This is a genomic window from Paraburkholderia sp. BL27I4N3, from assembly GCF_003386115.1.
Classification (GTDB): domain Bacteria; phylum Pseudomonadota; class Gammaproteobacteria; order Burkholderiales; family Burkholderiaceae; genus Paraburkholderia.
In genome coordinates this window covers 3359087-3381610 of the sequence record NZ_QREJ01000001.1, presented here as the reverse complement: position 1 = coordinate 3381610, position 22524 = coordinate 3359087, and the positions used below count along the sequence as shown (strand labels likewise).

Genomic DNA, 22524 nt, shown 5'->3' with positions numbered 1-22524 from the left:
ATCTGAGACGGCTTCAGATTTCGAGGTTGTCGATAAGACGAGTGGCGCCGAGCTTGGCGGCCGCCAGCACGACCAGTTCCGCGTTCGCGTCTTGCGGACCCGGCGGCAGCAGATTCGAGCGCTTGCGCACCGCGATGTAATCCGGCTGCCAGCCGCGCGCGGCCAAGGCCGCCATCGCCGTCTGTTCGACCTTCGCGAAGTCGCGCTCGCCGGAAAGCACGGCGTCGCGCACGCGATTCAATTCAGCGGCCAGCTTCGGCGCTTCGGCGCGCTCGGCGGCCTGCAGATAGCGATTGCGTGAGCTGAGCGCGAGCCCGTCGGTGTCACGCACGGTTTCGGCGGCGATGATGTCCGTAGGCAGCGCGAACTGGTTGCACATGCGGCGCACGATCATCAACTGCTGGTAATCCTTCTTGCCGAATACGGCGACGCGCGGCTGCACGCACGACATCAGCTTCATCACCACCGTGCACACGCCCTGGAAGAAGCCAGGCCGGAATTCGCCTTCGAGGATATCGCCCAGATCGTGTGGCGGATGCACGCGGTACTCCTGCGGCTCCGGATACAGATCCTTTTCCGTCGGCGCGAACAGCACGTAGACGTTTTCCTTCTGGAGCTTTTCGATATCCGCTTCCATGGTGCGCGGGTATTTGTCGAAATCCTCGTTCGGACCGAACTGCAGCCGATTGACGAAAATACTCGCCACCACCGGATCGCCGTGCTGGCGGGCGAGACGCATCAGCGACAGATGGCCCTCGTGCAGATTGCCCATGGTCGGCACAAAGGCCGTGCGATTCTGGCCGCGCAACTGGTCGCGCAATTCATGGATCGAGCTGATGACTTTCATGATCGGACAGGGATTTCCTCGCGCGGCGCGAGACTGGCTGGACGCAAATCCCTACGGAATCGCGCGGGCCGCCGCCTCACTGGTAATGACAGGTTCGGAGCGCGGGATTGTAGTGGATTTGCGTGGCCGCCGCACCGAAAAGAGGCGGCTTTCCCCATCGGGTTAAATCCTCATATGCGGGATTTCGCCCTGTTCGAGGCCGTCAGGCGGGCAGATAGGCGAGGCGCACATAAATCGGCGCGAAGGGTTCTGCCTGGGTGATTTCGACGAGCGTTTCGCGGCACAGCTCGAGCACGGCGATGAAATTCACCACCACCACCGGCACGCCCTTGCTCGTGTCGAACAGGTCGGAGAACTCGATGAAGCGCGCGTTCTGCAGCTGCCGCAGGATCGAGCTCATATGCTCGCGCACCGACAGTTCTTCGCGCGAAATCTTGTGATGCTGGACCAGCTTGGCGCGTTTGATCACGTCGGCCCACGCGGCGCGCAGGTCTTCGCTGTTCACGTCGGGAAAACGCGGCGTGATGCTTTGCTCGATGTACACCTCGGCGCGCAGGAAATCGCGCCCGAGTTGCGGCAACTGGTCGATACGCTGCGCAGCGAGTTTCATCTGCTCGTATTCGAGCAGGCGCCGCACGAGTTCCGCGCGCGGATCTTCGGCTTCCTCGCCGCTGTCGGCTTTCTTGACCGGCAGCAGCATGCGCGACTTGATCTCGATCAGCATCGCGGCCATGAGCAGATACTCGGACGCGAGTTCGAGATTGGTCTGGCGCAACTGGTCGACATAGCCGAGGTATTGCACCGTGACGTCCGCCATCGGGATGTCGAGTACGTTGAAGTTCTGCTTGCGGATCAGGTACAGCAACAGATCCAGCGGTCCTTCGAACGTTTCGAGAAAGACTTCGAGCGCGTCCGGCGGAATGTACAGGTCCGTCGGCAGCTTGAAGAGCGGCTCGCCGTACAGGCGTGCGAACGCAATGCCGTCGACGGTGTCCGGTGTCGAATCGGTGGCGGGCGCGGCGAGCGCGGCGTCGGCGGGGGCCGGCGGTGCGCCGTGGGCCTCGTCGGCGTGACTCACGCGCTTAGAAGTTTTGATAGTACGAGTAAGGCGTCTGTTCCACGCGCGAGGCTTTCTGCTCGGCGCGTTCTTCCAGGTCGATCGGCTGTTTGTCCCACAGCAGCGCGCGGCCGCGGCGTTGTTCGGCTTCCAGATTGGGTTTCTGTTGCTTGAGCTGGTTCAGGAACTGGGTGATGTCCGATTGATACATGGCTCGACGTCCGTGGTGTGGGAATTGGCGGCTGCCCGGCGCGCATTTGCGTAGCTCGCATCTGGGTTGTTTCGTCGCACGGTGCCGCTGCTATTCCATAATTTTACCGCATGCGCGGCGCGGGGTCGAAAAACCGCGGCATAGCCGGGCGGGCGGTGTATGAAAATAGCTGGAACCCGCGTGGCGCGGCGTGCGTCCAAGGCGGGCGCGTTGGCGGCTGGCGTGCCGCGGACGTTGTTTTAGAGATCTGGCGGCGTCGCGCCAATGTGGTCAAATAGCGTGCTTCGGCCGCCGCGGCGCGCCTGAGCGACAAAATTCATCAACCACGGCCGGAGGTCCTGTTTGGCGGGGTGCGCGATCGACAAGCCGCGGCTGCGGCGCGGCAAGGCCGGTTCCGGGTCTGGGCATCGCACGCCCATGCGGCACTGGCTGCGCACGTGGCTGGCATTTGGCCTCGTCATGCTGGCGCTGGCAACCGGCAACGCCCATGCAGCGAAAGCGGCAGCCAGCTACAAGGTCGACATCGAAGCCACGCCGCGCTCGCTGCGCAAGCTGTTGGAAGCGCATCTGGATATCGCGCGTTTCGCCAAACGCCCCGACATCAGCGACGACCAGTTCGAGTTTCTGATCACCGCCACGCCCCAGCAAGTGCGAGATCTGGCCTCCACACAGGGCTATTTCACGCCGATCGTGCGCACGGACGTGCGTACCGTCGATGACGCGAAGCGCGTCACGGTGAGCGTCGATCCCGGTCCGCAGACCGTCGTCTCTTCGGTTTCGCTGTCGTTTCGCGGGCCGGTGCTGACCGAAGATCCTGAGCAGGAAAACACCGCGCGCTTCGCATTTTCACTGCACGAAGGCGATCCGTTCTCGCAGGGCGGTTGGGACGATGCGAAAAACGCGTCGCTCAAGGCCTTGCAGGCGCGTCGCTATCTGGGCGCGAAGATCTACCACTCGGAGGCACGAGTCGATCCGCGCACGCACGAGGCCAAACTGTCGGTCACGTACGACAGCGGGCCGACCTTCACGATGGGCAAGCTCGACGTATCGGGCACGCGCCGCTATCCGGAACAGATCGTCGAGAACGTGAATCCGATTTCGGTGGGCGATATCTACGACGTTCAGCGCATCACCGAATTGCAGCGGCAGTTGCAGAACACGCCTTACTACGCGAGCGTTGCGATCGACGTGAACAGCGACCCCGCCAAGCCGGTCGAGACGCCGGTGCACGTGAAGGTGTCGGAATATCCGTACAACAGCATTCGAGGCGGCGTCGGCTATTCGACGGACAACGGTCCGCTGGTCCAGGGTTCCTATTCGTATCTCGACACGTTCGGCAAAGCGTGGCCGTTCACCATTCAGGGTCGCGTCGACCAGATCCAGCAATACGGGCAAATCCAGCTCGCCATGCCGCCGGGGCCGCGTGGGTGGACCAATAGCACGCTGGCGTCCTACACCACCACCGACGTATCCGACACGCGTATTTACAGTATCCGCGGCGGCGTGCAGCGAGCCCGGACCTCGCAATTTATCGACTACAACTACTCGCTCCTGTACTACCAGGACCGGCTCGATCAGAATGCGGCGGAGCCGACCACGAGCCGCGCGCTGGTACCGTCCTGGTCGTGGACCCGGCGCCATACCGACGACCCGTTGTTTCCGCGCAGCGGCAACCTGATTCACGTCGAGGCGGGTTTCGCGGTCAAAGGCGTGCTGACCGACCAGACCTTCATTCGCGGCTACGCGCGCGGTCAGCAGTATCTGCCGATCGGCAAGCAAGACCTCGTGCTGATTCGCGCCGAACTCGGCGGCGTGTTCACGAGCGGCCCTTCGAGCGGCATTCCGGCGTCGCTGCTGTTTCGCGCGGGCGGATCGAATTCGGTGCGCGGCTATGGCTATCAGAGCATCGGTAACAGCGTCGATGGTTCGGTGCTGCCCACCAAGTATCTCGTCACGGGCTCGGCCGAGTACCAGCACTGGTTCAATCACGACTGGGGCGCAGCTGCGTTCTTCGACGTCGGCACCGCCACGGACACATGGGGCGAAAAAGTCTTTTATCCCGGTGTCGGCGTCGGGGCGCGCTGGCGCAGCCCGGTTGGACCGGTCAACGTCGATCTCGCCTACGGCATTCGCAACAGGAGCGTGCGGCCGTATCTGACGCTGGGCATTGCCTTCTGATGAAAACCTGCTTCCACATGATCCACGCATGACCACCGACGTTTCCACTCAACCTCCCGTGCAGCCTCCCGGCGCTAATCCGCCAGGAGAGCCGCCGGGACAGCAGCCGCCGCCCGGGGCGCCGCCGCCCAGGCGCCGCCTCGGCCGGTTGCTGCTGAAAACGTTCGCGTGGATGGTGGCCGTGCTGGTGTTGTTGCTCGCGTTGGGAGTGGGTTTGCTGTACGGCGCGTTGACCACCGAGCGCGGCACCGCCTATGCCTGGCAGGCGGCGGTGAAGCTGCTGGGCGGCAAGCTGAGCGGCACGCTGGAGCGAGGGACGCTCGCCAATGGCGTGCAATTGCGGCAAGTACGCTGGCGCAGCCTCGACGGCAGCGGCACCGATATTCAGATCGACCGCGTGGCGGGCCGCTGGGCGCTCGCGCGTGAGCCGTGGCGATTCACGATCGACTATCTGCATATCGGCACGGTGGACGCGCGCATCGGTTCTTCGTCGTCGAGCAGCAGCGGGCCGGTGAAACTGCCGCAGGATTTGCGCTTGCCGATGCAGCTCGACGTCCGCGACGTCCAGGTCGACAAGCTGCTGCTGCATCAGGGCGCGTCGACAACCGAATTCTCGCGCTTCGTCTTTCATGGTCGCAGCGACGGGCGCCATCACGAAGCCGCGATCGAGCGGCTGGATACGCCGTTCGGCGCGGTGACGGCGGCCGCCAAACTCGACGGTGTGCGGCCGTTTCCGTTGAGCGGGGAGATCGGCTATTCGGGGAAGGTGAACGACGAAGCGGTGCAGGTGGGCGGCCATCTGAGCGGCTCGTTGGAGAATCTCATTGCGGAACTCGACGCTAGCGGCATGAAGCTCGCCGGTCATGCGCGGGTCGAGGCTACGCCCTTCGGCGACGTACCGCTGCAGCGCGCCACGCTGACTTTCGATCACATCAACCCACAGGCTTTTGCGCCCGGTGCACCGCTGGCCGATCTGGCCGTGCGGGCGGAATTGCAGCCGGTGGGGCAGGGTGCAGCGGGGGAGGTCGTGCTGGGGGCGAGTGCTGAGAGTGCCGCGAGTGCAACAGGCGCTGCGTCCGGGACAGGCGCGGCAGATGGGGCGAAGGCAGTGAGAAAGCCCGCAAGTTCGGCGAGTGCCGGTAATGCCGCGAACACCGCGAACACCGCGAACACCGCCAGCGCAGCCGACACCCGCAGCCGCGCCGCCAGCCAAAGCGCCCTCGCAAGCGCAAGCCAGGCCGCGAGCGCAGCGCCACCGCCCGTGGCGAAAAACGGAAAAAGCAACCTCCAATCCGCCGCGACATTCGCCGTCGCCGGCCACGTTTCGATCGTCAACGCCAAACCCGGCGCGATCGACCAGAACCTGCTGCCGCTAATCGACGCCAACGCGGACGTGCGGCTCGACGCCCAGGCGCAGCGCATCTCGAACCTCGCCGTGCGGATCGTGAAGAACGCTACGCTCACCGGCGGCGGTACGCTATCCGGCAAGCGCGGACAGTTCGATCTGCGCGTCGCCAATCTCGACCTGAACGCGCTGCAAGCGACGGTGCGCCCCACGCAGCTGTCCGGCCCCATCGGCGTGCGCCTGAACGACGATGTGCAGAGCCTCACGCTCGATCTCGCCGACCCGAAAGCGGCGTTGCGCGCCCAGGGCAAGGTTACATTCGATCCCGCCCGCATGAGCTTCAACGACGTGCGCATCACGTCGGGTAAAGGCCGCATCGACCTGTCCGGGGCACTCAAGCACGACGCGAATTCCACCTACAACCTGAAAGCGCAACTGACCGATTTCGATCCGTTGACGCTGACTTCGCAGATGCCGTCGCGCAAGCCGGTAGCCGAAGCAGCGCCGGCAGCGAACCAGGCCAGAAACAGCAACACCGCACAGGCCGCGGCCGCGCAAGCGGGCAGCACGGCCGGCGCAAAGTCCGCGGCGCCCGCCGATAAAGCCGCCGCCGCCGTGAAAAACACCGCCCAAGCTGCGGTCAAAACCGAAGTAGTCGAGCGCAAAACGCCGCCGCCGAAGAAACGCGGCGCTCCGCCCGCCCGCAAGATCGAAGCGCGCGTGACCGGCACGCTTACCGCCGCCGGCGTGCTCGGTCCAGTCTTCACGACCAAGGCCGAATTCAAGCTTGGTCCGAGCGTCTACGGCGGCCTGCCGCTGACCGGCGGCGGAACGATCCAGTTGGCGGGTTCGCGGATTTTGCCGAGCCGCGCGAACCTCTCGGTGGCGGGCAATCAGGTGGATCTGCAGGGCAGTTTCGGCGCACGCGGCGACCGGCTGAAGTTCCGCGTCGACGCCCCGGCGCTGGAACGCCTCGGCTTCGGTCTCGCGGGACTCATCGCGGCCGATGGCGACGTCACCGGCTCGTTCGCGCATCCGAACGTCGTGCTGAACTACAAGGCGGACAGCGTGGTGTTCAGCAGCAACCACATCGGCCATGCGGAAGGGCACGCCGAATTGCGCGACGGCGCGAACGGCGCGCTCGTCTTCACCACCGACGCGCGCAATGTCAGCGCGGGCGGCGTCGATCTGAGCACGCTCACGGCGCGTCTGTCCGGCACGCGCGCCAATCACACGCTCGAGGCCGCGGCCACCGGCAAGCTGCAGGGGCGTCCGCTGGATCTCACGCTCGCCGCCAACGGCAAGCTGACCGAAGCGCGCGACGGCACGCGCTGGGACGGCACCGTCACGCGCTTGCAGAACCGCGGCACGCCGGCGTTGAATCTCGAGTCGCCGCTCGCCGTCAGCGCCGGGCCGGACCGCCTGACGCTCGGCACGACGCGGCTGACGCTCGAAGGCGCGGTGTTGAGCCTGAAAACCTTTGCCTTCGACCACGGCAAGGTACAGTCGGCCGGCAGTCTGACCGGCATCTCGGTCGCGCGTTTGCAAGACCTGCGGCGCGAGATCACGGGCGAGCCGCCGCACGTCAAAACCGATCTCGTGTTCGATGGCGACTGGGACTTCGCGCTCGGCAGCACGGCGACCGGCCACATCCAGTTGCAGCGCCGCAGCGGCGACGTCACGGTTGAAATCGGCCGGGGGCTCGCGTCTCTCGGTATTTCGAGCCTCGCCGCGCGTGCCGAGTTCAGCGGCGGCAACCGGCTCAACGCCACCGTGCACGCGCAGGCGAGCCGCATCGGCGTGATCGACGCCGACGCGCACACCACGCTGGTGATGCGCGACGGCTTCCTGGCCCTCAACGAAGACGGCGCGCTCACCGGCAATGTGGACGCCAACGTGCCGTCGCTGAAAACGACCGGCGGCCTGTTCGGCCCGAGCTATCTGCTCGACGGCCACCTCGCGCTCAAGCTCGCGCTCGGCGGCACCGTCGCCAAGCCGAACCTGACCGGCTCGCTGCTCGGCGACGGCTTGTCCGCGACCATGGTCGATCAGGGCGTGCAGTTGAAGGAAGGCGTGGTGCGCATCGCGCTTTCGCACAATCTGGTCGACTTCCAGCAGGTTGAATTTCACGGCGCAAGCGGCACCCTGCGTGCCACCGGGCGTGTGCGTCTGGACGGCGCGGAGCCTGATCTGACCGCGAGCATCGTCGCGGACAAGCTCGAACTGTTTGCGGCGCCGGATCGTAACTTGTCGCTGTCGGGCAGCGCGAGCGTCGCGAACGCGGGCGCGCAGGGCGGCATGGCGATCAACGGCAAATTCGTGGTCGATCATGCGTTGTTCGACATGCCGGAGCAGTCCGCGCCGAAGCTCGGCGACGACGTCGTGGTGGTGCGCCCGGACGGTTCGGTGGCGGGCGAGCGGCCGCGGCCCGTGCCTGGCACCAACAAGCCGATCGGTCCGTTTGCGCCGCGCGCCAATATCGACATCAGCCTTGGCAACAACTTCCGTTTTCGCGGCCAGGGCGCCGACCTGGGCCTGACCGGCACGATCACGGCGATGAGCGCGCCGGATCTTCCGCTGCGCGCGGTGGGGAACGTGCGCGTCACGCAGGGCTCGACCTACACGGCGTTCGGCCGCAAGCTCAACATCGAGAACGGCTTCTTCACGTTCAACGGGCCGGTGGCCAATCCAGGCATCAATATCCTGGCCATGCGCCGCAACCAGCAGGTCGAGGCGGGCGTACAGGTCACGGGCACGGTTCAATTCCCGACGGCGAAGCTGGTGTCCGAGCCGAACGTGCCGGACAACGAAAAGCTCTCGTGGCTGCTGTTCGGCCACGGCACGGATCAGGGTAACAACCTCGGTCAGCAAAGCACCATGACGACGGCGCTCGCGCTGCTCGGCAGCGCGAGCGGCAAGCGGATCGCGCAGACGTTCGGGCTTGACGAATTTTCGGTCGGGCAAAGCGAAGTCGGCTTGACCGATCCGCAAGTGGTGATGGTGTCGAAGGCGATCAACGAGTGGCTCGTGATCGGCTACGAACAGGGGCTGCAGTCGGCGAGCAATGCGATCAAGGCGACGGTCAACCTGACGCGGTACTGGTCGGTCGGGGCTTACGGCGGCACGTTCACCGGCGTCGAACTGTTTTACACGCGGCGCTTCGACCGGATTCGCTGGTGATGGGTCGATTGGCTGCGCTTGAATCTTCGCGCCTAGGGTCAAAAAAACGGCACGCCTTTTTAGGGCGTGCCGTTTTTTTCATGCTTGCTTGCTGTGTGAGACGCCGCGCGCTTCTTACTTCACGCGCATGCCCGGCTTCGCGCCGCTGTGCGGCTCCAGGATGTACAGGCCCGGTTCCGCTTTCTCGTCGATGGCGGAGGCGGCCAGCACCATGCCTTCGGACAGGCCGAATTTCATCTTGCGCGGCGCGAGATTCGCGACCATCACCGTCAGCTTGCCGACCAGTTGCTCCGGCTGATACGCCGACTTGATGCCCGAAAACACGTTGCGAGTTTTCTCTTCGCCAATGTCGAGCGTAAGCTGCAGCAGCTTGTCCGATCCCTCCACCGCCTTGCACTCGACGATCTTCGCAATGCGCAAATCGATTTTCGCGAAGTCGTCGATCGAGATGATGCCGGACGTTTCGTCCTTGTCGGCGGCGGCTGCTTTCGCTGTCTTCGACTTGCCTTTGGCATCGGCCGGCGCGGTTGCTTCCGGCGTGGCTTGCAGCGAGTCGCGATTGGCGGCGATCAGCGCGTCGATCTGCTTCGAATCGACGCGCGTCATCAGATGCTTGTACGCATTGATCGGGCGCGTGGAGGTGAGCGGCACGTTGGCGTCGGCCCATACCAGCGGTTCGATGCCGAGGAAGCCTTCGACCGCTTCGGCGAGCTTCGGCAGCACCGGCTTGAGCGCCAGCGACAGGAGACGGAACGCTTCGATGCTCACGCTGCAGGTTTCATGCAGCGCGACGCCGTTTGCCGGATCTTTGGCCTGATCCCACGGCTTGGCGGTATCGACGTATGCGTTCACGGCGTCGGCCAGTTCCATGGTCTGACGCAGCGCGCGGTTGTATTCGCGCGCTTCGTAGTTCGCGGCGATTTGCGGCACGGCGGCGCGCAGCGAGGCGAGCAGCGGATGCTGCATCGCGCTGTCCTGCACGCGGCCGTCGAAGCGCTTGATCAGGAAGCCGGCGGCGCGGCTCGCGATGTTCACATACTTGCCGACCAGATCGCTGTTCACGCGCGCCTGGAAGTCGTCGAGGTTGAGGTCGAGGTCTTCCATCGTGCTGTTCAGCTTGGCCGCGAAGTAGTAGCGCAGCCATTCCGGATTCAGGCCCGTGTCGATCACGCTCTGCGCGGTGATGAAGGTGCCGCGCGACTTCGACATCTTCGCGCCGTCCACGGTCAGGAAGCCGTGCGCGAACACGTTGGTCGGCGTGCGGTGACCCGAAAACTCGAGCATGGCCGGCCAGAACAGCGTGTGGAAATACAGAATGTCTTTGCCGATGAAGTGGTACTGCTCAGCCGTCGAACCTTTGCGAACCCACGCGTCGAAGTCGAGGCCGCGTTTTTCGGCGAGGTTCTTGAAGCTCGCGTAATAGCCGACCGGTGCGTCCAGCCACACGTAGAAATACTTGCCCGGCGCACCCGGAATCTCGAAGCCGAAATATGGCGCGTCGCGCGAGATGTCCCAGTCGGCGAGCTTGGCTTCGCCGGCGTCGCCGAGCCATTCGCGCATCTTGTTGGTGGCTTCCGGCTGCGCCAGGCCGCCCACCCATGCACGCAGGAAATTCTCGCAACGCGGATCGGAGAGGCGGAAGAAATAGTGCGTCGACGTCTTGCGAATCGGCGTGGCGCCGGAGACGACCGAGTAGGGATTGATGAGCTCGGTGGGCAGGTAAGTCGAGCCGCATACTTCGCAGCTGTCGCCGTACTGGTCTTTGGCGCCGCATTTCGGGCATTCGCCCTTGATGAAGCGATCCGGCAGGAACATTTCCTTGACCGGGTCATACGCCTGTTCGATATCGCGCGCGTCGATCAGGCCCGCTTCCTTCAGAGCCAGATAGACGTTTTCGCTGAGAACGCGGTTCTCTTCGGAGTCGGTCGAGTAGTAATTGTCGAACGAAATCCCGAAGCTGTCGAAGTCGCGCTTGTGTTCCTGCCAGACGCGGTCGATCAGCTGCTTCGGCGTGAGACCTTCCTTCTCCGCGCGCAACATGACGGGCGTGCCGTGCGTGTCGTCGGCGCCCACGTAATAGACCTCGTGTCCGTGCATTCGCAACGTCCGGACCCAGATGTCCGTCTGGATATATTCGACCAGGTGGCCGATATGGATTTGCCCGTTCGCATACGGAAGGGCCGACGTGACGAGAATCTGGCGACGGCCTGACGGCGCGCCTGCGGAGAGATCGGTTACGGGTGCTGACATAAGGATGGCGGGAGCCTGCGGTGGGACGAAAGGTTGATTCTAGCAGGGCAGGCGCCCGGCGCGGGGCGGGCCGCCTAGGCGCGGCGTGAGTCGCTGCGGGCCGGACGGTGTGTAAACCGAGCGCCCAAAAAAAACCGGGGCTATTAACCCCGGAGCAACAACGACAAGAGGAGAATGGTGACGCGGCGGCTTCGCCAGCCACGTACCGTAAAGACAGACAGCGGATTTTCGGCAGAGTTCGAAATTTTTTTCGTTCCCCTGCGAGTTTCTTTTCCGCCGCCTTTCACGGCTTTCCAAAGCATAACGGTCGCCGAAGGTCCAACCCCGGCGACCGGCTTTCTCAATCTCCCTCGGTCTCGTCCTTATTGCGTGGTGTGCTGAGCCGTAGCGCGCAGATAGATTTCCACGCGGCGGTTCGCGGCACGGCCGGCTTCAGTGTTGTTGTCGGCGATCGGCTGGTTCTGGCCCATGCCTTGTGCCGACAGGCGTTGCGGCGCGACGCCACGTTGGCCCAGGTAACCCGTCACGCTTTCCGCACGGTTCACCGACAGCGTCTGGTTGTAGGCCGGCTGGCCCGTGCTGTCCGTATAGCCGATCACTTGTGCGATCAGTTCCGGATTCTGCTGCATGGTTTGCGTCAGTTGATCCAGCACCGGCGCGAACGACGGCTTGACTGCGTAGCTGTTGGTGTCGAACGTGACCGAACTCGGAATGTTCAGCTTGAGCGAACCGTCCGGCTGTTCGGTGATTTGCGTGCCGGTGCCCTTGGTGGCGCCCGACAGCTTGTTGTGAATGGCTTGCCAGTTGTAGCCGGTGATGCCGCCCACCGCCGCGCCGACGCCCGCGCCGATCGCCGCGCCCTTGCCGCCGCCGAAGATCGCGCCCAGCGCCGCGCCAGTGCCGGCACCCACACCAGTACCGACAGCCGTGTTCGTGCCCTGCTGGCTGGCGCAGCCGGCCAGCAATGAACCGGCAACCGCGAAGACTGCCAGGCGAGTCATGATTTTTGCATTCATTTTTGATTCCTTTTGAGTGAAGCGAGTCAGGCGAGCAAGGCGCGATCAAACAAATATATCTGGCGAAGATGACGGCAATGAAGCCGTCGGTTCACCAATACGAAAAGTCTTACGCCCTGTTCAGCCTCGGTCCGACAGTAAAAAAGGGTCTTCCGGCACGCCGTGGCGTCAGCCACTACAATAATGACTGAAGCACGCAGCGATGCGGCCCCATGGCGTTCCGCCTGCCCGAAGGGTGCCCGGCACGCCTGGTTTTCGCAATGCTGTCTAACAATTTCTTTCAAATTCCGGCGCGTGGCCGAGACTTCGATTCCGCTGCGCCGCAGGTGTTCCCCACGGAGTGTCAATGAGTATCGATCGGGCATTGGTCGACGCTGCCCTCGCAGCCGTCGCTGACCCCAACACCGGCCGGCCGTACGCAGCCGCCAAGAACATCAGGAACGTCGCCGTGCAGGGTGACACGGTCAGCGTCGAGGTGGTACTCGGCTATCCGGCCATGCGCCAATTCGACGCGATCCGCGCGCAATTTTCCGATGCGCTGCGCGCCGTGCCAGGCGTGGCGGACGTGCGTGTCCAGCTGTCGCAGCAGATCGCGGCGCACACCGTGCAGCGTGGCGTGAAACTGTTGCCGAACGTTAAGAATATCGTCGCGGTGGCGTCGGGCAAGGGCGGCGTCGGCAAAAGCACGACTGCCGTGAATCTTGCGTTGGCGCTGGCGAGCGAAGGCGCGTCGGTCGGTATTCTCGACGCGGACATCTACGGCCCGTCGCTGCCGATGATGCTCGGCATCGTCGGCCGCCCCGAGTCGCCGGACGAGAAGTCGATGAACCCGATGACCGGCCACGGCTTGCAGGCCAATTCGATCGGCTTTCTGATCGAGCAGGACAATCCGATGGTGTGGCGCGGTCCGATGGCCACTTCCGCGCTCGAACAACTGCTGCGACAGACGAACTGGCACGATCTGGACTACCTGATCGTGGACATGCCGCCGGGCACCGGCGACATTCAGCTCACGCTCTCGCAACGCGTCCCGGTGACGGGCGCGGTGATCGTCACCACGCCGCAGGACATCGCGCTGCTCGACGCGAAGAAGGGCCTCAAGATGTTCGAGAAGGTGGGCATTCCGATTCTCGGCATCGTCGAGAACATGGGTATGCATATCTGCTCGAATTGCGGCCACGAAGAGCATATTTTCGGCGCCGGCGGCGGCGAGCGCATGGGCGAGGAATACGGCGTCGACGTGCTCGGCAGCCTGCCGCTCGACATCGCGATCCGCGAGCAGGCCGACTCGGGCAAACCGACCGTGGTGGCCGACCCGCAGGGACGTATCGCGGAGATCTATCGGTCGATCGCGCGCAAGGTGGCGATCCATATCGCCGAACGCGCTCGCGACATGACGTCCAAGTTTCCCAATATCGTGGTCCAGAACACCTGAGGAAACGCGCGCTGCACTAAGTTTTTTGCCGCGCGGGAAGGCTCCTTGAGGATCACGCCCTCCGGCTGGCGTGACGCGCCGGGTTCGAGAGGCCGCGCTTGATCAGCCGTTCGGACAAGGGGCCAAGGCGTCTGTTTTGGCCTGGTCTCGCGGTATCATGTCGACTTCACAAGTTCGGCTCGGCGGCCGCAGGGGCGGCCACCAGGCCGGCAAGAGGATCGCATGGGAAAACGAATCGACGGGCAGGCGGTGCATGCGTTCATCGTCCTGGCTGCCAGCAGTGTGCTGTTATGCGGCTGTAGCGCATTCCTGAGACCACAGGAAAAACGTGCGGACGCGCAGTTGCTGCCCACCGTGGGCAATCAGGCGCGCGGTCTCGTCACGTTCATCGAGCGCTCGGACGGCGTGCAGGTTACCTACAATCTCGCGGGCATGCAGCCCAATAGCGACCACGCGTTGCAAGTGCACGAGCGCGGCGACTGCAATGCCGCTGACGGTTCCAGCGCCGGTCAGGTGTTTTCGCCGGCCGCGGAGCGTCTGAAATCGGGCGCGCGCGTCGAGGGCGACCTCGGCAATATTCATGCGGACGCGAACGGCGTGGCCACGGGCTTCATCGTTGCACCGGACGTCTCGCTCGACGGCATCCGCTCAGTGTTGCAGCGCGCGGTTCTGCTGCACCACGACGCGACCGATCCCTACGCCTATCCGCAACATGGCGCGGGTCCCGCGCTCGCCTGCGGACTGATTCGCCAGTGAGCGTTGGGGAAGCTGCGTGATCAAGGCCCGGGTACGGGCCGCCAGCGTCCGGTCGGGCGGTCTTGGGGCAGGCAGCGGAGCGCTCTTCAAGCCAAGCTGCGGCACCATTCTCACGATCGCGTAAAATGAGCGCCTTTCGTTCGGCGGGCTCGCCGGAAGGCCTGTTCTGCCGCATGGGCGGGACGCGCCGAAGGGCAAGCGTAGGGCGCCTGAACCGCACGCCGCCCGGGCCGCTTCCGCGGAGTCAGCGCAAAGCAGGCGCGCAGCAAGCCGAAAGTGACCCGGCAGTTGCCGGGTTGTTATCCGTCACATCTCTGTCATTCACGTCGAGCAGCGTTCACCTATGACTATCAAATCCGACAAGTGGATCCGGCGCATGGCCGCGTCGCACAACATGATCGAGCCGTTCGCGCCCGATCAGGTTCGCGTCTCCGAAGACGGCCGGAAGATTGTCAGCTACGGCACGTCGAGCTACGGCTACGACATCCGCTGCGCCGACGAATTCAAGATCTTCACGAACATCAACTCGACTATCGTCGATCCGAAGAATTTCGACGAGAAGTCGTTTGTCGACTTCAAGGGCGACGTCTGCATCATCCCGCCGAATTCGTTCGCGCTCGCGCGCACGGTGGAGTATTTCCGCATTCCGCGCAGCGTCCTGACCGTGTGTCTGGGCAAGTCCACGTATGCGCGTTGCGGGATCATCGTCAACGTGACGCCGTTCGAGCCGGAATGGGAAGGGCACGTCACGCTCGAATTCTCGAATACGACACCTTTGCCTGCGAAAATCTACGCGAACGAAGGCGTCGCTCAAGTGCTGTTTTTCGAAAGCGACGAAATTTGTGAAACGTCGTACGCGGATCGCGGCGGCAAATATCAAGGTCAGCACGGCGTCACGTTGCCGAAAACGTGACGTCGGCAGCGCACTGACCCACCAGCTATACCGGGTGACCGCTGCCATTTACAGAATGCAGCGGTCGTTCTTTTTGGAGAATCGCCCATGAAGTTTCGTTTTCCCGTCGTCATCATCGACGAAGATTTCCGCTCCGAGAATATCTCGGGTTCCGGCATCCGCGCTCTGGCCGAAGCCATCGAGAAAGAAGGCGCGGAAGTGCTCGGGTTGACGAGCTACGGCGATCTGACGTCGTTCGCGCAGCAGTCGAGCCGCGCCTCGTGCTTCATCCTCTCGATCGACGACGACGAGTTGCTGCCGTACGTCGATAATGTGGTGGTGGAAGGCGAAACGCCGGAGCTGGCCGCGGCGATCGTCGCGCTGCGGGCGTTCGTGACCGAAGTGCGCCGCCGCAACGCCGACATTCCGATCTTCCTGTACGGCGAAACGCGTACCTCGCGCCACTTGCCTAATGACATCCTGCGCGAACTGCACGGCTTCATCCACATGTTCGAGGACACGCCGGAGTTCGTGGCGCGCCACATCATCCGCGAGACCAAGGTGTATCTGGATTCGCTCGCGCCGCCGTTCTTCAAGGAACTGGTGCAGTACGCGGACGAAGGCTCGTACTCGTGGCACTGCCCGGGACACTCGGGCGGCGTCGCGTTCCTGAAGAGCCCGCTCGGCCAGATGTTCCACCAGTTCTTCGGTGAGAACATGCTGCGCGCGGACGTGTGCAATGCCGTGGACGAACTCGGCCAGTTGCTCGATCACACGGGACCGGTCGCGGCTTCGGAACGCAACGCGGCGCGCATCTTCAGCGCGGATCACGTGTTCTTCGTGACCAACGGCACGTCGACCTCGAACAAGATCGTCTGGCACGGCACGGTCGCGCCGGGTGATATCGTGCTGGTGGACCGCAACTGCCACAAATCGATCCTGCACGCGATCACGATGACCGGTGCGATTCCGGTGTTCCTCACGCCTACGCGCAACAACTTCGGCATCATCGGTCCGATTCCGCGCAGCGAGTTCGAGCCGGAAAACATCAAGAAGAAGATCCTCGCGAATCCGTTCGCTCGCGAAGCGCTCGCGAAGAATCCGGATCTCAAGCCGCGCATTCTGACGATCACGCAAAGCACGTACGACGGTGTGATCTACAACGTCGAGATGATCAAGGAAATGCTGGGCGACTGGCTCGACACCTTGCACTTCGACGAAGCCTGGCTGCCGCACGCGGAATTCCACGAGTTCTATCAGGATATGCACGCGATCGGCGCGGGGCGTCCGCGGATCGGCGCGATGGTGTTCGCCACGCACTCCACGCACAAGCTGCTGGCCGGCATTTCGCAGGCTTCGCAGATCGTCGTGCAGGATTCGAAGAACAGCCGCTTCGACAAGCATCGCTTCAATGAAGCGTATCTGATGCACACATCCACCAGCCCGCAGTACGCGATCATCGCCTCGTGCGATGTGGCCGCGGCCATGATGGAAGCGCCGGGCGGCCCCGCGCTCGTGGAAGAATCGATTGCAGAAGCGCTCGATTTCCGCCGCGCCATGATCAAGGTCGACGCCGAATACGGCGACGACTGGTTCTTCAAGGTGTGGGGCCCGGACCAGTTCGCCGAAGAAGGCATCGGTTCGCGCGAAGACTGGATGCTGCGCCCGAACGACGCGTGGCACGGCTTCGGGCCGCTCGCCGAAAACTTCAACATGCTCGACCCGATCAAGGCGACCATTGTCACGCCGGGTCTGGACATGGGCGGCGGCTTCGGCGAGACGGGCATTCCGGCTGCGATCGTCACGAAGTACCTGGCGGAACACGGCATCATCGTCGAGAAGACCGGGCTGTATTCGTTCTTCATCATGTTCACGATCGGCATTACGAAGGGCCGCTGGAATTCGATGGTCACCGAACTCCAGCAATTCAAGGACGACTACGACAACAACCAGCCGTTGTGGCGCGTGCTGCCCGAGTTCGTCTCGCATCATCCGATGTACGAGCGCATCGGCCTGCGCGATCTGTGCCAGCAGATTCATAGCGTCTACCGCGCGAACGACATCGCCCGATTGACGACGGAGATGTACCTGTCGAGCATGGAACCGGCCATGAAGCCGTCGGATGCCTTCGCCAAGCTCGCGCACCGCGAGATCGACCGCGTACCTATCGACGAGCTCGAGGGCCGCGTCACGTCGATCCTGTTGACGCCGTATCCGCCGGGTATTCCGCTGCTGATTCCGGGCGAGCGCTTCAACAAGACCATCGTCAACTATTTGCGTTTCGCGCGGGAATTCAACGAGCGCTTCCCGGGGTTCCATACGGATATCCATGGACTTGTCGGCGAAACGATCAATGGGCGGATCGAATACTTCGTCGATTGCGTTCGCGGCTGATGATGTTGCGGGTGACGTCCCTGTTGGCAACTGGCACTGGCGTTCGCGGCGCGCGGCGCGCGTTCGGTGCGCTCGCTTTGGCGGCGGTGTTCGGCGCGGCGTCGTTGCCGGCGCATGCCGAAGTCGCCGCGGCCGATCCGATCGATGCGTCGATGCGTACGTGCCTTGCGCGCGGCGACATGTCGTCGACAACGGGGCAAGTGCAGTGCATGGACAACGCGCGGATCGGCTGGAAGACCGCGCTCGATAACGCGTGGCAGCAGCTTCAACAGAAGTTGCCGCCCGCGCGGCGCAAGCAGTGGGAAAAGAGCCAGGCGAGCTGGCAGGCTTCACGCGATGCCGAGAAGCAGCTGCTCGCAGCCGTGTTTGCCACGACGCACGGCTCGATGTACGTGCTTGCCGAAGCTGACATGCAATTGCAGCCGGTGCGTGACCGCGCGCTCGCGCTGCGCAGCGCGCTGGCGAAGGCGAGCGCCGGCGGCGATCCGCCGCGCCGTGTGCGCGCGTGCCGCGCGGACGCACAGTGCGAGCATGCGATGTTCGATCTGAACCGCTATTACCGGCGTTTGCAGTCGAAGATGCCGGTGCGTACGCGTCCGACGCTGACACGCGCGCAGAAGGCGTGGACCGCATATCTGAATGCTACGACGCCGGTGGTCGATGAGCGTGGTCGGATCGATATCATCGGCGCGCGTGTGGCGACGCTCAAGCGATTGTCGGAGACGGTCGGCAATAGCTGAGCGTTGAGAGCGACCGACGCACTTTGGCCGAAGCGTGTTCAATCGAGCAGGTAGTCTTCAGCTTCCGGGCTTGGCAACTTGATGGCTGGTTCGCCGAGCAGGTCGCGCATTGAGTCCTCGATCACTACGGACATCATGTTGAGCGCGAGGTCGTTGTCGTCGGTGCCGAAAGGTTCTTCGATTTGCGATGCAATGGCTTCGTGCGCCATGAACGTGTACGCCACGAAGACCGCGAAGACGGGCGTGAAGATGCCGATACTGTCCACCAGTCCGAACGGCAGGGACGCGCAGAAGAAATACACCGTGCGGTGAATCATCACCGAATAGGCGAACGGCAGCGGCGTTGAAACGATGCGCTCGCATCCGCCGATTACATCCGAGATTCCATTCAGATTTCGATCGAAGGCGATGACGGCCATCGGGTCGATCGCGCCCGTTTTGGCCTGGCGTTGCACCCATTCGCCGAGGGAAAGCATCAAGGCGGCCGGTTTGTAGCGCGATGCTACGACGCGGGCGAACAGGGTGGGCGGCAGGCGTTCGGCGAGGTCTGCGGTTGGGTCGCTCTTGCGGAGTTGGTGACGCAGCGCGTGCGGGAGGGCGCTGAGTGCTGCTGTAAATTCTTTGAGGTCTTCTTTTTGCAACTGTTTTGTCGGCAGGGTGAGCGCCTGGCGGATGAGTGAGCGCGATTCGTTCAGCAGTTGACCCCACAGTTTGCGGGCTTCCCACCAGCGGTCGTAGCTGGCGTTGTTTCTGAAGCCTAGAAATACCGCTAACGCTATGCCTATTAGCGAGAAGGGCGCTGTGGTGTTGAGGTTTAGCGAGATCGGGAGCAGGTGGTCGTGGGCTGCTACGGCGACTATCGAAATGCAGAAGATCAGCGCAAGGCGCGGTAGCAATTGCGGGAGGACGGAGCCTCGCCAGGCTAGCAGCATGCGGAACCAATGGACGTGGGGGCGGATGATCATCTGGTTTTTTTGCCTGCGGCGCTTCGGGGTTTCTATTATCGCTTTTTTGGGTGTTGGGGGATGGTTGGGCTTCTTGCTTTGGCCTTTCCTTGATTTGTTAGTGGTCCATTAGTGTTGCCCCTGTGCGGGGCAATGCTCTCAACTTAAGCTCCGCTGCATCAAGCAAGTTTGTACGCGAGGTGGAAGTGGGGCTTGGCTTTTCTGGGTGGTCTTGTATAGGAGCGTGAGGGCTGTATCCGGCATCGGGTCTGTTGGATCATTTCCAGCACACCGGCGAGGCCGTCCAGGCAGCGCTGGATGCGCAGAAGACACGCGCCGAGGATGGGCTTGAGTGCGCCCAGTGCATACACCCGGTTAGGACGGCTGGCATGTCTGTCGTCGTGCGGCGCATCGAGATCGCTGAGCAGGGTGAACAGGTTGTCGGCGAGGATTTTGCGCCGAAGTCCTGCTGTAACGCCAGGTAATCGAGGCCTGTGACGGCTTCCAGCCGCAGCCGGTGCTTGAGTCGTTTGAACGCTTCCTCGACCCGCCAGCGCTGGTGATAGAGCGCGCCGAACGATGCCGCCGGATAACGCCCGCCATCGAGCAGCGAGGTCATCAGCACCCGCACGCGACCGCCCGGCGTGACGTCGCGGATCAGGCGAACAGTGGTGGGCGTACGCGCCAGTTCATAGTCGCGGGCATCCAGTTCGCCGGGCGCGTCCAGTGTCACCACACGCTCGGCTTTACCGCTGCGGGCAAAGGCGCTGACGCATTTCCAGTTACGCGCATCGACGCGCATGCAGAACGGGATTTCGCGCTGTGCGAGTGCGGCCACCATCGCGTTGCCGATATAGCCGCGATCGAGCAGCAGCAGGTCGGTATGCGGTTGCAGCACATCGAGGGCTTCGAACAGCATCTGCCGCTCGCCGCCGTCGGCGGGATGAAGTGCAGCGTGCAGGGTCAGTTCGGAACCCGGCAGGAATAGCGCAAACGCGTAGTGATCGGCGCGCAGTTCATGGCCGCGACGCGTGCCCACACGCAGGCGGCTGCCATCAGCGGCGACCAGCCTCAGGCCGTGCCAGCGCATCGAATCGATATGGGGTTGGGCCAGCGAGATCAGGCGGGCGCGGGCCAGCTCGAACAGTTCGGCAGACACGCCCCGTCGCGCCTTGCTGAAGGCCTGTGCGCTGACAGCGCGGGTGCGCCCGCCGCGGCTTCCCAGTGCGCCGAATAGCGCGTCAAGTTCGGCCTGCACACTGGCGCACATGCCCGACATCATCAGCGCGGCCATGCGCGGCAAGGTCAGTGTGCGATTGCGGGTAAAGGCGGTGGGAGAACGACGCACGCGATCGGCGAGCGCCGGATCGAACAGGAATTCGGAGAACTCAGCCAGAAGCCTTGAGGACGCTGGTATTTGAGTTCATATCGTTGATTTATCAGTGAGTTATGCGATGAAGTTTACAGGGCTAACGCCCTGTATACAAGCCCTTCGAGGCTTAAGTTGAGAGCATTGCTGTGCGGGGCGGCACCTACTTTTCTTTGCCGGCCGCAAAGAAAAGTAGGCAAAAGAAAGCGGCTCACACCGCTAATTCTTAAGCGGGTCCCCCGCGCAGTCGCGGTAGTGGTTCATCTGGAATCTGTGCTCTCGCACATTTCGCTTTCGTGACAAAGCGCTCATTCTTCCGGCGGCGCTGCGCGCGCCGTCGCGGTCGTTCATTTGCCCCGTTCGCTTCGTTTTCCTTCGGCGTTACCCTACCGCTGTAGTCCTCGTATTCGGGTGATGGTTGGGAAATTTCAGAAATCTTGCTGGCGGGCGGCTTTTAGCTCGTGCGGGTGATCACTCGTGAAGCAAGACGTTTAAACTCAATTCGCCGTCAGAACAACGACGGCCAGGCTTGGCGGCCTGCTACCAAACACGCGCCTGCATTGGCAGGGCGTGTGTCTGTCTCAGCACGTCTTATGGGCGGGCCTTGATGGGGAGGCCTTCGGGCCTGCCGGTTTGGTAACGGCCGCCAACCTTGTCACTGTGCCCGCTCACCACCTTGCAAGCGCGTGTCGGGCGATCCAGATAAGTTTCAGGGAGATCGCGCCATGAGTAAATCCGTCAAGAATTCACGCACTACGTCGCGCCCACCCGTAGACGCGCTTCAATACGAAAAACTGGCTTTGTCCGCATTCGGACTCGTTGAACGGCAGCTAGGTCAACTGGACAAGCTGGTCACGTTTGTGGCATCGATAGTTAGGAGTCCGGCGGTGATGCGGGAAGAAAGGCACCGCCAGCGGAAACTGCTGGAACTGCTGTTGGACACCGTCGAGGACTACCACCGCGAAGTCGAGATTGACCGCGAGTTATACCAGGTCATCGCACTCGACGCGAAGGGCATTCCCGAAAGCCGGATCACGGCGCGCCGCGCAGCGGACCTCCTGGCAAAGGCTACGCGGACAGCGGCGGGTAGCCGTGAGCGTATCGGCGCAACGAGGCGGACGGAGAACAAACAGATGCAATTCAAAACGGTCTCGCGTCGCACAGCGACAGCACACTGACGGCAAGCCACAAGCCACAAGCCACAAGCCACAAGCCACAAGCCACAAGCCACAAGCCACAAGCCACAAGCCACAAGCCACAAGCCACAAGCCACAAGCCACAAGCCACAAGCCACAAGCCGTGGGCCACGAGCCATGAGCCGTAAGCCGTGAGCCGTGAGCCGTACCCGTGACCCGTGACCGGTGAGCCAAGAGCCAAGAGCCAAGAGCCAAGAGCCAAGAGCCAAGAGCCAAGAGCCAAGAGCCAAGAGCCAAGAGCCACGAGCCACGAGCTACGAGCTACGAGCCACGAGCTACGAGCTACGAGCCGCGAGCCGCGAGCCGCGAGCCACGAGCCACGAGTCACGCGACGACCTGCGGCGTCGCACTGCGGCCATGAAGGAAGAGGCATGTATCTTTCGCATTCCGAGGGTACTGCGGTGCGACGGGATGCGCGTGCTGAGGTGATCGCAAATGTGGTGGCTCAACGCTGACATTTTCCCGAGCAACCCCGCTTAAAGATCCGAAAGCCTCCAACAGCACATCGCCGAGGCGAAGCCGACGGCCCGCACTGCGCACGGCGAAACCCACGGACTTCAAGCAGCCCCTTCCGGCGAGCGCGTTGCGCGAGGCGGGAAGAATGAGCGCTTTGTCACTCACGCGGAATGTGCGAGAGCACAGATTCCAGATGAACCACTACCGCGACTGCGCGGGGGACCCGCTTAAGAACTAGCGGTGTGAGCCGCTTTCTTT

15 protein-coding genes are annotated in these 22524 nt (G+C 63.2%); 8 read left to right on the top strand and 7 right to left on the bottom strand.

What is annotated here, in order from left to right; translation table 11 throughout:
• Positions 1-13 precede the first annotated feature (13 nt).
• The 3 genes from panC to B0G71_RS15370 all read right to left on the bottom strand — a co-directional run bounded on the left by panC (position 14) and on the right by B0G71_RS15370 (position 2115).
• Positions 14-847 (bottom strand): pantoate--beta-alanine ligase, encoded by an 834-nt coding sequence (gene panC, locus B0G71_RS15380; protein ID WP_116142617.1) that lies wholly within the window; start codon positions 845-847, stop codon positions 14-16.
• A 202-nt stretch (positions 848-1049) separates the two neighbouring features.
• Positions 1050-1925, bottom strand: a complete 876-nt coding sequence (locus B0G71_RS15375; protein ID WP_116119239.1) for a ScpA family protein — start codon at positions 1923-1925, stop codon at positions 1050-1052.
• A gap of 4 nt (positions 1926-1929) precedes the next feature.
• Entirely contained in the window at positions 1930-2115 is a 186-nt protein-coding gene (locus B0G71_RS15370; RefSeq protein ID WP_007175923.1) for a DUF3460 family protein, read from the bottom strand.
• A 342-nt stretch (positions 2116-2457) separates the two neighbouring features.
• Between B0G71_RS15370 and B0G71_RS15365 the strand changes: the two genes are divergently transcribed.
• Positions 2458-4293, top strand: a complete 1836-nt coding sequence (locus tag B0G71_RS15365) for an autotransporter assembly complex family protein (protein WP_116142616.1) — start codon at positions 2458-2460, stop codon at positions 4291-4293.
• 28 nt (positions 4294-4321) lie between these two features.
• A complete protein-coding gene (locus B0G71_RS15360) occupies positions 4322-8818 on the top strand; it encodes a translocation/assembly module TamB domain-containing protein (protein WP_116142615.1) in 4497 nt (1498 codons plus the stop codon).
• Between the two features lie 114 nt (positions 8819-8932).
• Here B0G71_RS15360 and metG read toward each other — a convergent pair whose 3' ends face one another.
• On the bottom strand, positions 8933-11068 hold the full coding sequence (gene metG / locus B0G71_RS15355; protein WP_116142614.1) for a methionine--tRNA ligase: 2136 nt from the start codon (positions 11066-11068) through the stop codon (positions 8933-8935).
• A gap of 362 nt (positions 11069-11430) precedes the next feature.
• The gene (locus B0G71_RS15345; RefSeq protein ID WP_106279916.1) at positions 11431-12084 is read right to left on the bottom strand and encodes an OmpA family protein; all 654 of its coding nucleotides are present in this window, start codon (positions 12082-12084) and stop codon (positions 11431-11433) included.
• 346 nt (positions 12085-12430) lie between these two features.
• Here B0G71_RS15345 and apbC point away from each other — a divergent pair, with 346 nt between their 5' ends.
• From apbC to B0G71_RS15320, 5 genes are all read left to right on the top strand, one after another.
• A complete protein-coding gene (apbC, locus tag B0G71_RS15340) occupies positions 12431-13519 on the top strand; it encodes an iron-sulfur cluster carrier protein ApbC (protein ID WP_116142613.1) in 1089 nt (362 codons plus the stop codon).
• Between the two features lie 222 nt (positions 13520-13741).
• Positions 13742-14275, top strand: a complete 534-nt coding sequence (locus B0G71_RS15335; RefSeq protein ID WP_106279920.1) for a superoxide dismutase family protein — start codon at positions 13742-13744, stop codon at positions 14273-14275.
• A 343-nt stretch (positions 14276-14618) separates the two neighbouring features.
• On the top strand, positions 14619-15188 hold the full coding sequence (dcd, locus tag B0G71_RS15330) for a dCTP deaminase (RefSeq protein ID WP_012432068.1): 570 nt from the start codon (positions 14619-14621) through the stop codon (positions 15186-15188).
• Between the two features lie 87 nt (positions 15189-15275).
• A complete protein-coding gene (locus B0G71_RS15325) occupies positions 15276-17561 on the top strand; it encodes an arginine/lysine/ornithine decarboxylase (RefSeq protein WP_106279922.1) in 2286 nt (761 codons plus the stop codon).
• A 2-nt stretch (positions 17562-17563) separates the two neighbouring features.
• Positions 17564-18301, top strand: coding sequence for a lysozyme inhibitor LprI family protein (locus B0G71_RS15320; RefSeq protein WP_258875765.1), 738 nt, complete (start codon positions 17564-17566; stop codon positions 18299-18301).
• A 38-nt stretch (positions 18302-18339) separates the two neighbouring features.
• On the opposite strand, the gene B0G71_RS15315 is transcribed toward B0G71_RS15320, so the two are convergent.
• The gene (locus tag B0G71_RS15315) at positions 18340-19266 is read right to left on the bottom strand and encodes a bestrophin family protein (protein ID WP_116142612.1); all 927 of its coding nucleotides are present in this window, start codon (positions 19264-19266) and stop codon (positions 18340-18342) included.
• 256 nt (positions 19267-19522) lie between these two features.
• On the bottom strand, positions 19523-20593 hold the full coding sequence (locus B0G71_RS15310) for a transposase (protein ID WP_258875480.1): 1071 nt from the start codon (positions 20591-20593) through the stop codon (positions 19523-19525).
• A 746-nt stretch (positions 20594-21339) separates the two neighbouring features.
• Here B0G71_RS15310 and B0G71_RS15305 point away from each other — a divergent pair.
• Complete coding sequence (locus tag B0G71_RS15305) at positions 21340-21792, top strand: hypothetical protein (RefSeq protein ID WP_116142611.1); 453 nt, start codon at positions 21340-21342, stop codon at positions 21790-21792.
• The last annotated feature ends 732 nt before the right edge of the window (positions 21793-22524 follow it).

Excerpts from the sequence above, each read along its gene's own strand:
- panC (WP_116142617.1), bottom strand. The coding sequence starts at position 847 with ATGAAAGTCATCAGCTCGATCCATGAATTGCGCGACCAGTTGCGCGGC.
- B0G71_RS15370 (WP_007175923.1), bottom strand. The coding sequence starts at position 2,115 with ATGTATCAATCGGACATCACCCAGTTCCTGAACCAGCTCAAGCAACAG.
- B0G71_RS15360 (WP_116142615.1), top strand. The coding sequence starts at position 4,322 with ATGACCACCGACGTTTCCACTCAACCTCCCGTGCAGCCTCCCGGCGCT.
- metG (WP_116142614.1), bottom strand. The coding sequence starts at position 11,068 with ATGTCAGCACCCGTAACCGATCTCTCCGCAGGCGCGCCGTCAGGCCGT.
- B0G71_RS15345 (WP_106279916.1), bottom strand. The coding sequence starts at position 12,084 with ATGAATGCAAAAATCATGACTCGCCTGGCAGTCTTCGCGGTTGCCGGT.
- apbC (WP_116142613.1), top strand. The coding sequence starts at position 12,431 with ATGAGTATCGATCGGGCATTGGTCGACGCTGCCCTCGCAGCCGTCGCT.
- B0G71_RS15335 (WP_106279920.1), top strand. The coding sequence starts at position 13,742 with ATGGGAAAACGAATCGACGGGCAGGCGGTGCATGCGTTCATCGTCCTG.
- dcd (WP_012432068.1), top strand. The coding sequence starts at position 14,619 with ATGACTATCAAATCCGACAAGTGGATCCGGCGCATGGCCGCGTCGCAC.
- B0G71_RS15325 (WP_106279922.1), top strand. The coding sequence starts at position 15,276 with ATGAAGTTTCGTTTTCCCGTCGTCATCATCGACGAAGATTTCCGCTCC.
- B0G71_RS15320 (WP_258875765.1), top strand. The coding sequence starts at position 17,564 with ATGTTGCGGGTGACGTCCCTGTTGGCAACTGGCACTGGCGTTCGCGGC.
- B0G71_RS15315 (WP_116142612.1), bottom strand. The coding sequence starts at position 19,266 with ATGATCATCCGCCCCCACGTCCATTGGTTCCGCATGCTGCTAGCCTGG.
- B0G71_RS15305 (WP_116142611.1), top strand. The coding sequence starts at position 21,340 with ATGAGTAAATCCGTCAAGAATTCACGCACTACGTCGCGCCCACCCGTA.